Source organism: Filimonas lacunae (assembly GCF_002355595.1).
Taxonomy (GTDB): domain Bacteria; phylum Bacteroidota; class Bacteroidia; order Chitinophagales; family Chitinophagaceae; genus Filimonas; species Filimonas lacunae.
In genome coordinates, this window is record NZ_AP017422.1 from 6,179,104 (window position 1) to 6,192,436 (window position 13,333).

The window sequence follows — 13,333 nt, forward strand, 5'->3', positions numbered from 1 at the left end:
AAAGTCAACAATAAAAATTCATAAAACAGGACTAGGCAATCACCTCACGTTCATCTGCATAATGAGCCAATCCGTAGTTGCGCGTCTGGCTTTCTACCGGATTGTTCACATACCATTCAAATTCATCACGGAAATGGCGGATGGCAGCAGCTACAGGCCATGCAGCAGCGTCACCCAGCGGGCAAATGGTATTGCCTTCAATTTTGCGCTGAATGTCCCACAACAGATCTATATCGCTGATCTTACCTTTTCCTTCCAGTAAACGCTTCAACAGCTTTTCCATCCAGCCGGTACCTTCCCGGCACGGGCTACATTGTCCGCAGCTTTCGTGACGGTAAAAACGGGCCAGTGTATACGTATTGCGTACTACGCTCTGATCTTCATCCAATACAATAAAACCACCTGAGCCCATCATACTGCCGGTAGCAAAACCACCATCACTTAAACTTTCATAGTTCATATAACGGGTTTCGCCTTTTGCTGTTTTAAACAGCAGGTTGGCAGGTAAAATAGGCACAGAAGAACCACCGGGAATACAGGCTTTCAGGCGTTTGCCATTGGCTATACCACCACAGTATTCATCAGAGTAAATAAAGTCTTCTACCGAAATGGTCATATCTATTTCGTACACCCCTGGCTTGTTAATGTTGCCACAGGCAGAAATCAACTTGGTGCCGGTAGACTTACCTACACCAATTTTAGCATACTCATCGCCTCCCATGTTAATGATAGGCACTACAGCAGCTAAAGTTTCTACGTTGTTTACCACCGTTGGTCTTTCCCATACACCTTTAATGGCCGGGAATGGTGGTTTAATACGCGGGTTGCCACGCTTGCCTTCCAGGCTTTCAATCAGGGCAGTTTCCTCGCCACAGATATAAGCACCGGCGCCACGTTGCACATATATTTCCAGGTCAAAGCCCGATCCTAATATATTCTTTCCTAAAAAGCCATTCGCCTTTGCTTCTGCAATAGCATGTTCCAATATATCCGGAATCCAGGCATACTCACCGCGGATGTAGATATAAGTAGCATTACTGCCCAAAGCAAATGAGCTGATGATCAAACCTTCAATTAACAGGTGAGGTAAGTTTTCCATCAGGTACCTGTCTTTAAAAGTGCCCGGCTCACTCTCATCCGCATTACAAACCAGGTGACGTGGAACGCCCTCTGGCTTGGCAATAAAACTCCATTTCATGCCAGCAGGGAAACCGGCACCACCGCGGCCACGAAGACCACTCTTTTTTACCTCTTCCACCACCGCATCAGGACTCATTGTTTTAAACACCTTCTCCACCCCGCGGTAACCACCTTCGCGGCGGTATACTTCAAAGGTGCGGATGCCTTCTACATGTGCTTTTTCGAGTAATAGTTTTACGCCCATATAATAAAGTCAAAAAGTCTACAATCTGTTAATTATTCTTGGCAGCATTATTTCTGCACTCTTCTATAATAGCATCTACTTTCTCTTTGGTCAAATGCTCGCGGTAATGTTTACCCAGCTGCATCATCGGAGCATATCCGCAAGCACCCAGGCATTCTACCGTTTTTAAAGTGAACAGGCCATCTGCCGTGGTTTCACCCGACTTAATGCCCAGCTTTTCGGTAATGTAGGCCACAATATTATCGGCACCATTGAGCATACAAGGGCCCGTTTGGCATACTTCGAACATATACTTACCAACAGGTTTCAGGTTGTACATGCTGTAGAACGTAGCTACCTCATATACTTCAATAGGGTCTATCTGCAATAATTCAGCAACGTAATCCATCACAGGCACATCCAGCCAGCCGCCAAAAGTGTCCTGCGCCAGGTGCAGTAAAGGCAATAATGCACTCTTCTGCTTCCCTTCCGGATAACGTGCAATGATCTCCTGCACCTTCACCATTTTATCTTCTGAAAACCGTATCATATGTTGATTCATTCAAAGTCTACATTCAAATAATTATAAAGAACAAACAGCGCGCTTGTATTAAGCATCCATTTCACCTGCAATCAGGTTAAGGCTACTCATTACCGCTACTGCATCTGCCAGCATAGAACCTTTCACCAGCTCTTCGTAAGCCTGGTAGTAAATAAAACAAGGTCTTCTGAAATGAAGCCTGTACGGAGAACGGCCACCATCACTGATCATATAAAAACCTAACTCACCATTAGCCCCTTCCACGGAATGATATACCTCGCCCGCAGGAATAGCCGTTTCACCCATAATGATTTTAAAGTGCCATATCAGCGCTTCCATTTTGGTGTATACATCTTCTTTCTTAGGCAGGTAATATTCAGGAACATTCGCATGATAAACTTCTGCTTCTTCTCCTTTAAACTCCTGTATCTTCTGGTAAGCCTGTTTAATAATTTCCAGCGACTCCCACATCTCCTGGTTACGTACCAGCCAGCGGTCATATACATCACCGGTAGTACCTACAGGGATATTGAAATTAAAATCCTGGTAGCTGCTGTAAGGCGAATGAATACGCACATCATAGTCAACACCCGAAGCACGCAGGTTAGGGCCGGTAAAGCCGTAGTTCAACGCCCTTTCGGCACTGATAGGCCCGGCACCAATGGTACGGTCCATAAAAATGCGGTTACGCATCAGCAGTGTTTCAAACTCTTTCAGCGCTTTAGGAAATTCGTGTAAAAACTTCTCCAGCTTCGTCCATACCGTAGCGTTGAAATTTCTTTCAAAGCCACCAATACGGCCAATATTTGTAGTTAAACGCGAGCCACAGATTTCTTCATATATTTCATAAATCTGCTCGCGGTATTGCATTACGTATAAAAAAACCGACAGAGCGCCGGTATCTACTCCTATTACGGAGTTACAGATAATATGGTCAGCTGTTCTGGCCAGCTCCATAATAATCACGCGTAAATAATCAACACGCTTAGGTGTTTGCACTCCCATTAACTTTTCGCAGGTCATATGCCATCCCATATTATTAATAGGGCTGGAGCAGTAGTTTAACCTGTCTGTTAAAGGAGTGATCTGGTATAATGGTCTTCTTTCCGCCAGTTTCTCAAAAGCACGGTGAATGTAACCAACAGTTGATTCTGCCGATACAATTCTTTCACCATCCATTTCAAGTATGTTCTGAAATACACCGTGCGTAGCAGGGTGCGTAGGTCCCAGGTTTAACGTAGTGGTTTGCCTTTCAATAGAACCATCCGGAAGCTTAATATTATGTTGCTGCTCTTGCATAATCAATTAAAATATTCGCCATTAAAAAATACTGCCGCCACGTCCAAACATCTCATCGTCTTTATCAATCCTTGTTTGGTCTTCCAGCGGAAACTCTTTCCGCATAGGGAAGTAATCCATTTCATCCACGTTTAATATACGTTTCAGGTTAGGATGCCCTACAAAGTTGACACCGAAGAAGTCGTAGGTTTCACGCTCCATCCAGTTTGCCGTAGCATATAAACTGGTGGCCGTAAACACATCGGGCTGCTCAATAGCGGTAAATACTTTAAAACGGATACGTACGTTATCAACCAGGTTATGCAGATGATAAACCACCGCCAGTTCGCGGCCGGGTTGATTAGGATAATGTACTGCAGTTAAATCGGTAAGAAACTGAAAACGCAGCTCTGCATCATCAAACAAAAACTGCATTACTTTCAGATTGTTCGTTTTGGCTGTTTCAAACGTTAACATGCCATAGGGTTCTTCAAAACTGTATACCTCCCCTCCGAACTTCTCTTCCAGCCTTTGCCTGATATAATCGTTGGTTAATTCCATACCTGTTGAAATAGCAAAAAGTCAAAAACCAAAAATCAAAAAAAACTATTTTCCAATTCCTGACCTTTCTCTTTTTAATATTGACTTTTTTATTGTATTCCGTAGCTGTTCAATAAAGCCTTGTAATGCTCACTATGTCTTCTGCGCAGGCTTTCATTATGTACAAGATCCTGTATTCTTAATACGCCATCTAAGATAGCTTCCGGGCGTGGAGGACAACCTGGTACATACACATCAACAGGTATTACCTGGTCTATGCCTTGTAAAACAGAATAAGTGTCAAATATACCTCCCGAGCTGGCACAGGCGCCTACAGCCAGCACCCAACGGGGTTCTGCCATCTGAAGATATACCTGTCTTAATATCGGAGCCATTTTTTTAGAGATAGTACCCATTACCATAATCAGATCGCACTGACGTGGCGTAAAGCCCATTCTTTCAGAACCAAAGCGCGATAAATCGTAATGAGACCCCATAGTAGCCATAAACTCAATTCCGCAACAGGACGTTGCGAATGGTAAAGGCCAGATAGAATTTTTGCGGGCTAAACCTACCACCTTTTCTAAGCTGGTAGCAAAAAAACCTTCCCCTTGCAAGCCTGCCGGCATTTCGGCAATAGCGATATTATTATGAATATCAGCTTCCCTGGGGTGAACATTGAAACGTACCGGACGGGGCATAATCTATCATTTATCACTTAAAAATCACCAGTCTGCCTTTCCATCACAAAAGGCAGACAAATTTATGACACACGAGCCAAATTAAACCAAATCGTTAAAGAACTTTCAAAACATTTTGAAAAAAATGTAACAACTGCGTTGCAGACATAAAAAAAGCAGGCATAACGCCCGCTTTCAGCAATATTTGTATAAAACACATTTATTCTTAATCTTCCCATTTCAAAGCGCCCTTCTTAATAATATAGAAGAAACCTACTGCAAAAAAACCAACAAACATCAATACGCTATAAAAACCACTCCATCCCAAGGCTTTAAAATTAACCGCATAAGGATAGAAGAATATCACCTCCACATCAAATAACACAAACAGAATGGCCACCAGAAAATATTTAATAGCCATTGGCTGACGGGCATCGCCATGACTTTCAATACCACTGGCAAAGTTTTCCAGCTTGTCGCCCGTTTTGCGCTTAGGCCCAAGCAAGTGCGTCACTATCATCATAGTAGCCACAAAGCCAATAGCAAAAAGCAACTGAAGTGCAATAGGGAAATAGTTGGCTGCTGAATTTACATCACCGGCAGCAAGTAAAACGTTCAGTAATGGCATAAGGAATATTTTCTGATATAGACAAAAGTAAAAAACTCCGCTTGATATAAGCGGAGTTTTTTATAAATTCCATTCAACAGGTTTTATTTGCCGGAGCCATTGCTTTTGGCAGGAGCACCACTGTTGCTTTTTTCAAACTTATCCAGTGCAGCCTGTAACTGAGTTTTAGTTTTAGCAGCAAACTGGTTTTCTTCAGAAGCAGCATCAGGATATAAAGCTATCATCTGACTGGCTACTTCAATAGCTTTCTTATAGCCATCTACTTTAGACATTTCTTTTACATACTGAGTATAGTAAATCAGCAGGTAATAGTCGTTGCTGAAGATGGTTTTCTTGTAAGCATTTACATCTTTAGACAGGAAAGTGTTGTACTGCTCGATAGGAGCTACAGCGAAACCATGAGTAGAATCTCTGTCGGCTTTTTTAGCAGTTAACACACGGAAAGAGTATCCCTGTGGCTTATCAGGATAGGCAGTGATGTATGCATTAGCAATAGAATCAGCTGTTGGGAAGAAAGAATACACAACGTTGGTATCAGTTGCACTAACAATAGCGTCAGATGCAGCTTTGGTAACTTTGTAATACTCCGCTTCAGATGGTGTACCACCTTTTAAAGCTAAAGCCTTCAACAACCATTTCACCTGGCTCTGATATTTTTGTGCGCTGGCAAATAAAGTAGCAGCGTTATTAGCGTAGTTAACCCTGTTAGCTGTAACAGTATCTTTATCTAAAGCCTTCTGAATATAAGATGCAGTAGCATCTTCGTTACCTGGGAATTTAGTAGAGATTTTAGCAGCCAGCATGTATTGTTCTGCAGTGATTTTTTCCGCAGATGCAATGCTCAGGTATTTTTCTACAGCAGTTTTTGCAGCTATAGAATCACCTAACCTGTCGTAATCGTAAGCATACAGAATCTGGATACCCGGGAAGTCTTTACACTCACCTGCTTCCATAGCTTTACCTTTATCCAGAGACTCCTGGTATTTACCAGCACGGAACAGGTAATCAGCTACGTAGAAATCAGTGCTACAATCTTTATCGGCATACTGAACATATTTGTCCAAAAATTCCTTCGCGGCGTTTACATCTTTCTCTTTGTAATACTCGAAGTAAGCATAATAAACAGGAGCATAAGTGATATCAGCAGCAATAGCTTTACCATACCAGTCGTTCATCGCTTCCAGGTTGTTCTGGCTTTGATAAATTAAACCAATACGATAGTAACCTGCAGCATACTGAGGGTTGCGTACAGTAGCTTCTCTGTAAGCTTCTACCGCTTCACCACCTCTGTCGCCACCTAACTTCAGATAACATTTACCTAAGCTGATATAAGGTTCAGTAGCTGTTTTATCCAACTCTACCGCTTGTTTCAGCTTGTCAATGCCATACTGAGGATCACCCACTTTGCTACCACCATCTGCGTTAGCACGGCCAATAGCTGCCAGGATACCTACGTCAGGATTGCCTTTGTTTTTACCTTTAGTAGCAGTAGTAGCAGTTATAGCCTGCTCAAATTTCTGCTTTACAGTATTGATGTCGGCATTTTCCAGTGCTTCCACATGGCCCATACCCACCCAAATCCATGGATCGTTAATACCATCAGTTAACGCCTTTTGATACAATGCTTTTGCAGCAGGTATCTCGTCATTATCCAGGAAAGCCTGACCTAACCAGTAAATAGCATAAGCATCTTTAGGCTTATCATTTACTACCTTTTGTAAAGCATCCTTTGCACTCTTTGTCTTCTGATAGTACAGGAACTTGATGCCGTCTTCTACCGACTGAGCCATCAGCATGGCAGAGGTAAAAGTAACCGCCAACAAGGTTAAAACTGTCTTCTTCATGATCATCGGTTTATACAGTTGTTTAAATCGGTAAAATTGCTTTATTATATACTATTTGATTTTAGTCATCGGATAAATCGCCCTTGCGAATACCAAAATACATTTTCGCAGGTACTAATAACGAACGACGAAAAATTAGCTGACCTCTTTCCAGACTCATAAAATTCATAAAGCCGGTACCTAAGCCGGTTGAATTCTCTTTCAGAATATAAAACAAAGGTCGTACCAAGGGGTACTGATCACTGGTCAGAGTTGCTTGTGAAGGTTTTGCGAATATATCCTTTTCGCAGTTCCGGCACTCAACCATGGCCAATTTAATTTTATTATTATAGGCCACTTGTGCAGGATCTTGCTGGTTTCCTATCCAGCTAGAGCCTACAAACCCGATCGCATTTTTATTAGAAGCCACAAAATCCAGCACGGCTTTGCTGTCTGCTGCGGCTGTTACATTCTTTCCAAAAGTGGTGCCATGTAACACACTATCCATTAAATATCTTACAGTACTTGTTGCATTCTTACCATCGAGTACCACCTGTTTGTCAGGTTGTTCCCCATTCAGCAACGAAAGCAGTTGCTTCCGGGTAAACATGCTATCTTTCCCTTCTTTGTTAATTACTATATCTACAGCATCAAAAGCCAGTACGTCTGACTTAGGCTGATACTCCAGTTGTTGTTTATAGTAAGCAATTTCCTGTTGGGTAAGATCGCGCGCTACAATAATCATCCTTGTACTATCCTTCTGCAGATCTCTGAAACATTCTGCTTCTGGCTTATACTCTACCAGTATGCGCGCATTCGGAAAGGAAGATTCATATACTTTAACCTGCTCATCAATTACGGGCTTAAAACTTTCATCCACACTCACATGTATCACTCCCTCTTTCGGCGAATCCCATTTTTGGGGAAGGGCTTTTTTATTACCACTTCCACCGCAGGACAGCTGCATCATAATAATGCCTGGTAACAATATACCTGCTGCAATCCGGCACAGTTTATTATATATTGTCATACTAATAATCCCGCTTTAAACCTCTATACAATCTAAAACCGCCATATACAGCACAAATACCGGCAAAGATGTATCTCATCAAAGGGTCAAGCGACTGAATCTGTGTTATCTTCAGTTTATCTCCCAGCAACACCAATGCACCCATTCCTAAAATAATAATCCCCATGGTAATGTCGTACATTACTCTCATGGTAGTGAAGCCTTTTCTTTCTGTTCTATGTCTTAAATCGTTCTCCATGCATTCAATCTGTTAACCGGGAAGTGAGCAATTTAGTAAAAAATCAATTGAAAGCGCCTTAAACGGCATTTTAATATGCTTAATCCGCAATTTGAAGACAATTTCTTAACATATAAGAAGCTTTTTATTGAAAATTCCACACAACCCAAACTACTCTTAACAGGATATTAACGCCAACACTCACCTTACACATAAATATAATATATCCAAAGCATACCTGATATAACAATTACGATACAAATGCGGGTTTAGTATCCGAATTGCACCAAGGAAAGTTACCTTTGCGTTTTGTTTAACAGTGTTTTATGAAGATTTTAATGGTTTGCCTGGGCAATATTTGTCGTAGCCCATTGGCAGAAGGCATTTTACAACACAAAGCCGACCTGTTGAACCTGGGCTGGAAAGTAGATAGCGCAGGTACAGGCGCTTACCATATCGGCGAACCGCCGCATCACCTTTCTCAGAAAGTGGCAAAAGGCAATGGCATTAATATAAGCCATCAATGCGCCCGCCAGTTTGCCAAAGAAGATATGGAACATTTTGACCGTATCTATGTTATGGACGCCAGCAATTACCAGGATGTTAAACGAATGAGCAAAGACCTGTGGCGAGAAGATAAAACAGATTTGCTACTCAACGAATTATATCCCGGCGAAAACCGCGGCATACCAGATCCCTGGTATGGCACCGAAGAAGGTTATCACCAGGTATTTGACATGGTGAGCAAAGCATGCGACAACATCATTAAAAAGTATTCCGTTACTACTACTATTATATAAATAAGAATGAGTAAACCATCGTTGCCACAAGGCACCAGAGATTTTAGCGCCAACGTTGTAAGAAAGCGCAACTATATATTTAATACCATACGTACAGTTTTTGAACTATATGGCTTTCAGCCACTGGAAACCCCTGCCATGGAAAACATGGAAACCCTGATGGGGAAATATGGCGAAGAGGGAGATAAACTGATTTTCAAAATCCTGAATAACGGCTTAGGAGATGGTGAAACCATTGAAAAAGCCCAGGCTAAAGCCAGCAAATCCAGAACAGAATTTGAAAAAGTACTGGAAGGTAAAAACACGAAAGACATTACCGAACGCGCACTGCGTTATGACCTCACCATTCCTTTTGCCCGCTATGTAGCTATGAATCATGGGCAGCTCACCTTTCCTTTTAAACGTTACCAGATTCAACCGGTTTGGCGCGCTGACCGCCCGCAACGTGGACGTTACCGCGAATTTTATCAGTGCGATGCGGATATTGTAGGCAGCAAAACCCTGCTGAACGAAGCAGAACTTACTAATATATACGCTCAGGTTTTCAACAAACTGGGCATTCCTGTAGAAATTCGCATCAACAGCCGCAAAATACTGGCGGCATTGGCTGAATTATGTGGTGGCAGCGATAAAATGATTGATATTACTATCGCGATAGACAAGCTGGATAAAATTGGCTTGGATAAGGTAAAAGAAGAATTAGCCAACCGTGGTTTAAACGCAGAGCAGGTAAGCATTATTGAACAATACCTTTCTATTAACGGTAACAATACAGAGAAAATTAACCAGTTACAGCAACTGGCAAAAGACAATGCCACAGCGGCTGCCGGCTTAGCTGAAATAAGTTTTGTATTAAACTACCAGCCAGAAGGCACAGCCGAGGTATGCATTGACTTTACATTGGCCCGCGGCCTTAACTACTACACCGGTATTATTTTCGAAATCAAAGCCAAAGGCGCCAATATGGGCAGCATTGGTGGTGGTGGCCGTTATGATGACCTTACCGGTTTATTTGGTGTGCCTAACCTGCCAGGTGTAGGTATCAGCTTTGGTGTAGACAGGATTTATGATGTAATGGAAGAACTGAAACTGTTTCCGGATGAAGTACAATCCGGCACCCAGGTACTATTCTTTAACCTGGGCGATGCAGAATGCGCCCGTGCATTTACCCTTGCCCAGCAACTGCGCGCCAACGGCATCAGCTGTGAAATATTCCACGAGCAAATGAAGTTTGATAAGCAGTTTAAGTATGCCGAGAAAAAAGACATACGTAACATTGTTATCATTGGCAGTAAAGAACTGGAAGAAGGAACCTGTACGGTGAAAAACCTGCAAAGCGGCGAGCAAAAAACCATTGCCCAAACCGAATTGCCTTCACAAGCATTCTAAAAATACAATAACCATATTTGTAAAACCATTGCCAACCGGCAATGGTTTTTTATTGTAATGCCCCTACTCCAACATAGCAAGTTCCTGCTTTTAACAGCCCCCCTTCTAATTCTGGCATAGTATTAGGACTTAACAGGCTTTCAAATTCGTACTTACATGAAGTTTAGTTTTCTTTCAGCAGCATTGGCATTCAGCACATTTTCATTCCTGGCCTGTAGTCACAAAACCACACCCACCAATGGCAATAAAAATGTAAACGCACAGGTAGTATATGGAAGTAACAATACAACGGCAAACAACAACACCGTAACGCCATTAATTACAGACGGTACACCTGTGCCTGTTTACAACGAGAAAGTATTGATTATACTGGATAAAGGTGGCAGGCTTACTTATACCAATAAAAACGTGCCTTCTTATGTATTGGCTGCCAATAAAAAACTACCAGACAACAAACCGGTAAGCCCGGAACAACGCAATAACATGCTGGCCCGTCATAAAGGCGTACCACCTATGGCATTGTATGTGCCGGATACGCTGTCTAATAAAAGCGCGAAAGGGCAGTATTATAAGTACATGAATAAATTCTGGTACTGGAAAAAAAACGACGGCTTTTACTACCTTGATGAAATCTATTATCAATAAACTCCATCAAGGCAGCACACCCATATAGCTGATTACAAACGCTCATAAATAATAGCAGCGCCCTGCCCCACTCCTACACACATTGAAGCAAGGCCATACCTGCCACCAGAACGTTTTAACTCATGCAGCAAGGTAGCGGAAATGCGGCTACCGCTGCATCCCAAAGGGTGGCCAATGGCAATGGCCCCGCCATTCACATTTACTTTTTCTTCTTCCAGTTGCAAATCGCGCACACACGCTATACTTTGAGAAGCAAATGCTTCATTCAGTTCTATCAGCGATAAATCGCCGGCAGTAAGCCCTGCCCGGCTCAAAGCTTTTAACGAAGCCGGTACCGGACCAATCCCCATCACAGCAGGGTCAACCCCTGCTACGCCCATACTCACAATCCGGGCCATAGGTTTCAGTTGAAACAGCTTTACCGCTTCTGCACTCGCCAGCAACAGAGCGGCAGCACCATCATTTATACCACTGGAATTACCCGCCGTAACCGTTCCATCCTTCGCAAAAGCAGGTTTTAAAGAAGCCAGCTTTTCCAGTGAGGTAGCACGGGGATGTTCATCGGCAGCCATCGTCACCACCTCTTTATTTTCCGTTATTTCTACCGGTACTATTTCCTCCTGCCATTTTCCGGCAGCCAGCGCACGGGCATAATTGTCCTGTGAACGCAGGGCAAAACGATCCTGCTCTTCGCGGCTGATATTCCACTGACGGGCCACATTTTCAGCCGTTTCGCCCATTGTATAGGGGTGATAGGCTGCCGCCAGCTTTTTATTGGTAAAGCGCCAGCCAATGGTAGTATCAAACATTTCCGGCGTACGTCCCCAGGCACCATCGCTTTTTCCCATTACATAGGGAGCGCGGGTCATACTTTCTACTCCACCTGCTATATACAACATCCCCTCGCCACACATAACCGCACGGGCAGCATCCATAATTGCTTGTAATCCACTGGCGCACAAGCGATTAACGGTATTTCCGGCCACCGTTACCGGCAACCCGGCCAATAAGGCGGCCATACGGGCCACATCGCGGTTATCTTCTCCCGCCTGGTTGGCCGCACCTGCAATTACATCTTCAATTACCTGTGTATCAATTGATTGATTCCTGTTCACCAGCGCCCTTATCACATGGGCCAGCAAGTCATCGGGTCTTACCCCGCTTAATTTTCCGCCATAGCGGCCAATAGGTGTTCTAACAGCATCAATAATATAGCAATCGTTCATGGCTGATTTTTAATAGATACCAAATATAACCGGGATTCACCAAAAACGTAACCATTACACCCCAGGCGGGGGTTTCTGGAACTTGGTGTATCTTTGCCGCCTATGATCATGGAGCAAAAGAACATCCGGCAGTTAAGCTTACCGGAGCTGGAGGCGTATTTTATTGAAATTGGGGATAAAAAATTCAGGGCTAAACAGGTGTACGAGTGGATATGGCAAAAACATGCCCACAGCTTTGATGATATGACCAATTTGAGTAAACAACTGCGTACCCAGCTGGGCGAGCATTTTACCCTACCTGCCCTGGGTGTGGATGCTACACAATTCAGTAACGACGGCACCATTAAAAGCCGCTTCAAAACGGTGGATGGTCACCTGGTAGAAGGGGTACTTATCCCTACCGATGAACGTAAAACCGCCTGCGTTTCCAGCCAGGTTGGTTGCAGCCTTAGCTGTAAGTTCTGCGCCACCGGTTATATGGATCGTAAACGCAACCTTCACTACGATGAAATTTACGACCAGGTTGTAATGATCAATGAACAAAGCGAACGCAGCTTTGGTAAAAAACTCAGCAACATCGTTTTCATGGGCATGGGCGAACCCCTGCTTAATTATAACAATGTACTCAAAGCTATTGAGCGCATTTCGGCCGAAGATGGTTTGGGCATGAGTCCCCGCCGCATTACCGTATCTACTGCCGGTGTGGCCAAAATGATTAAAAAGCTGGGCGATGATGAAGTACGCTTTAAGCTGGCACTGTCGCTACATGCTGCCAATGACAAAAAGCGCAACGAAATCATGCCTATTAATGAAAGCAATAACATTAAGGCACTGGTAGAAGCGTTGAACTACTTCTATAAAAAAACCGGTAGCGAAATCACCCTCGAATACATCCTGTTCCAAAATTTCAACGATAGCATTGAAGATGCAGAAGAGCTGGTAAAAGTATTCAGACAAATTCCTGCCGACCTGGTAAACCTGATCGAGTACAATACCATCGATGCCTTCCAGTTTACTAAACCCGATGAGGATACGGTTCAGGCGTTTATGAACCACCTGGAAAAAAGAGGTGTGAATGCCCGTTTAAGAAGAAGCCGTGGTAAGGACATAGATGCCGCGTGTGGACAGCTGGCCAACAAAGCCGGACAGGATTAAACTTTTTTCAATATATTT

The 13,333-nt window shown here is 43.3% G+C and carries 14 protein-coding genes; 4 read left to right on the top strand and 10 right to left on the bottom strand.

The window, feature by feature from the left end:
- Positions 1 to 31: 31 nt before the first annotated feature.
- The 9 genes from nuoF to FLA_RS24210 all read right to left on the bottom strand — a co-directional run bounded on the left by nuoF (position 32) and on the right by FLA_RS24210 (position 8,121).
- The gene (gene nuoF / locus FLA_RS24170; RefSeq protein ID WP_076375177.1) at positions 32 to 1,384 is read right to left on the bottom strand and encodes an NADH-quinone oxidoreductase subunit NuoF; all 1,353 of its coding nucleotides are present in this window, start codon (positions 1,382 to 1,384) and stop codon (positions 32 to 34) included.
- Positions 1,385 to 1,412: 28 nt separating this feature from the next.
- Positions 1,413 to 1,913, bottom strand: coding sequence for an NADH-quinone oxidoreductase subunit NuoE family protein (locus FLA_RS24175; protein WP_197705824.1), 501 nt, complete (start codon positions 1,911 to 1,913; stop codon positions 1,413 to 1,415).
- 60 nt (positions 1,914 to 1,973) lie between these two features.
- Positions 1,974 to 3,203 (bottom strand): NADH-quinone oxidoreductase subunit D, encoded by a 1,230-nt coding sequence (locus FLA_RS24180; RefSeq protein WP_076375181.1) that lies wholly within the window; start codon positions 3,201 to 3,203, stop codon positions 1,974 to 1,976.
- A 21-nt stretch (positions 3,204 to 3,224) separates the two neighbouring features.
- Positions 3,225 to 3,743: an NADH-quinone oxidoreductase subunit C gene (locus FLA_RS24185; protein WP_076375183.1), complete on the bottom strand. Its 519-nt coding sequence runs from the start codon at positions 3,741 to 3,743 to the stop codon at positions 3,225 to 3,227.
- 89 nt (positions 3,744 to 3,832) lie between these two features.
- On the bottom strand, positions 3,833 to 4,423 hold the full coding sequence (locus FLA_RS24190) for an NADH-quinone oxidoreductase subunit B (RefSeq protein ID WP_076375185.1): 591 nt from the start codon (positions 4,421 to 4,423) through the stop codon (positions 3,833 to 3,835).
- Between the two features lie 205 nt (positions 4,424 to 4,628).
- Positions 4,629 to 5,030, bottom strand: a complete 402-nt coding sequence (locus tag FLA_RS24195) for an NADH-quinone oxidoreductase subunit A (protein WP_076375187.1) — start codon at positions 5,028 to 5,030, stop codon at positions 4,629 to 4,631.
- Between the two features lie 83 nt (positions 5,031 to 5,113).
- On the bottom strand, positions 5,114 to 6,874 hold the full coding sequence (locus tag FLA_RS24200) for a tetratricopeptide repeat protein (RefSeq protein ID WP_144263945.1): 1,761 nt from the start codon (positions 6,872 to 6,874) through the stop codon (positions 5,114 to 5,116).
- Between the two features lie 61 nt (positions 6,875 to 6,935).
- A complete protein-coding gene (locus FLA_RS24205) occupies positions 6,936 to 7,883 on the bottom strand; it encodes a PstS family phosphate ABC transporter substrate-binding protein (protein ID WP_076375191.1) in 948 nt (315 codons plus the stop codon).
- Position 7,884: 1 nt separating this feature from the next.
- Positions 7,885 to 8,121 (bottom strand): hypothetical protein, encoded by a 237-nt coding sequence (locus FLA_RS24210; RefSeq protein WP_076375193.1) that lies wholly within the window; start codon positions 8,119 to 8,121, stop codon positions 7,885 to 7,887.
- A gap of 305 nt (positions 8,122 to 8,426) precedes the next feature.
- Between FLA_RS24210 and FLA_RS24215 the strand changes: the two genes are divergently transcribed.
- From FLA_RS24215 to FLA_RS24225, 3 genes are all read left to right on the top strand, one after another.
- Positions 8,427 to 8,900 (top strand): low molecular weight protein-tyrosine-phosphatase, encoded by a 474-nt coding sequence (locus FLA_RS24215; protein WP_076375195.1) that lies wholly within the window; start codon positions 8,427 to 8,429, stop codon positions 8,898 to 8,900.
- A 6-nt stretch (positions 8,901 to 8,906) separates the two neighbouring features.
- A complete protein-coding gene (gene hisS, locus FLA_RS24220) occupies positions 8,907 to 10,289 on the top strand; it encodes a histidine--tRNA ligase (protein WP_076375197.1) in 1,383 nt (460 codons plus the stop codon).
- Between the two features lie 156 nt (positions 10,290 to 10,445).
- On the top strand, positions 10,446 to 10,934 hold the full coding sequence (locus FLA_RS24225) for a hypothetical protein (protein WP_076375199.1): 489 nt from the start codon (positions 10,446 to 10,448) through the stop codon (positions 10,932 to 10,934).
- Between the two features lie 32 nt (positions 10,935 to 10,966).
- Here the strand turns inward: FLA_RS24225 and FLA_RS24230 are convergent, their stop codons facing one another.
- Positions 10,967 to 12,160 (bottom strand): acetyl-CoA C-acyltransferase, encoded by a 1,194-nt coding sequence (locus FLA_RS24230; RefSeq protein ID WP_076375201.1) that lies wholly within the window; start codon positions 12,158 to 12,160, stop codon positions 10,967 to 10,969.
- A gap of 102 nt (positions 12,161 to 12,262) precedes the next feature.
- On the opposite strand from FLA_RS24230, the gene rlmN reads away from it, so the two are divergent.
- Positions 12,263 to 13,315 carry a 23S rRNA (adenine(2503)-C(2))-methyltransferase RlmN gene (gene rlmN, locus FLA_RS24235; protein WP_076375203.1) on the top strand — a complete coding sequence of 351 codons (1,053 nt, stop codon included), beginning with the start codon at positions 12,263 to 12,265 and terminating at the stop codon, positions 13,313 to 13,315.
- Positions 13,316 to 13,333: the final 18 nt, after the last annotated feature.

Excerpts from the sequence above, each read along its gene's own strand:
- nuoF (WP_076375177.1), bottom strand. The coding sequence starts at position 1,384 with ATGGGCGTAAAACTATTACTCGAAAAAGCACATGTAGAAGGCATCCGC.
- FLA_RS24175 (WP_197705824.1), bottom strand. The coding sequence starts at position 1,913 with ATGATACGGTTTTCAGAAGATAAAATGGTGAAGGTGCAGGAGATCATT.
- FLA_RS24180 (WP_076375181.1), bottom strand. The coding sequence starts at position 3,203 with ATGCAAGAGCAGCAACATAATATTAAGCTTCCGGATGGTTCTATTGAA.
- FLA_RS24185 (WP_076375183.1), bottom strand. The coding sequence starts at position 3,743 with ATGGAATTAACCAACGATTATATCAGGCAAAGGCTGGAAGAGAAGTTC.
- FLA_RS24190 (WP_076375185.1), bottom strand. The coding sequence starts at position 4,423 with ATGCCCCGTCCGGTACGTTTCAATGTTCACCCCAGGGAAGCTGATATT.
- FLA_RS24195 (WP_076375187.1), bottom strand. The coding sequence starts at position 5,030 with ATGCCATTACTGAACGTTTTACTTGCTGCCGGTGATGTAAATTCAGCA.
- FLA_RS24200 (WP_144263945.1), bottom strand. The coding sequence starts at position 6,874 with ATGAAGAAGACAGTTTTAACCTTGTTGGCGGTTACTTTTACCTCTGCC.
- FLA_RS24205 (WP_076375191.1), bottom strand. The coding sequence starts at position 7,883 with ATGACAATATATAATAAACTGTGCCGGATTGCAGCAGGTATATTGTTA.
- FLA_RS24210 (WP_076375193.1), bottom strand. The coding sequence starts at position 8,121 with ATGGAGAACGATTTAAGACATAGAACAGAAAGAAAAGGCTTCACTACC.
- FLA_RS24215 (WP_076375195.1), top strand. The coding sequence starts at position 8,427 with ATGAAGATTTTAATGGTTTGCCTGGGCAATATTTGTCGTAGCCCATTG.
- hisS (WP_076375197.1), top strand. The coding sequence starts at position 8,907 with ATGAGTAAACCATCGTTGCCACAAGGCACCAGAGATTTTAGCGCCAAC.
- FLA_RS24225 (WP_076375199.1), top strand. The coding sequence starts at position 10,446 with ATGAAGTTTAGTTTTCTTTCAGCAGCATTGGCATTCAGCACATTTTCA.
- FLA_RS24230 (WP_076375201.1), bottom strand. The coding sequence starts at position 12,160 with ATGAACGATTGCTATATTATTGATGCTGTTAGAACACCTATTGGCCGC.
- rlmN (WP_076375203.1), top strand. The coding sequence starts at position 12,263 with ATGATCATGGAGCAAAAGAACATCCGGCAGTTAAGCTTACCGGAGCTG.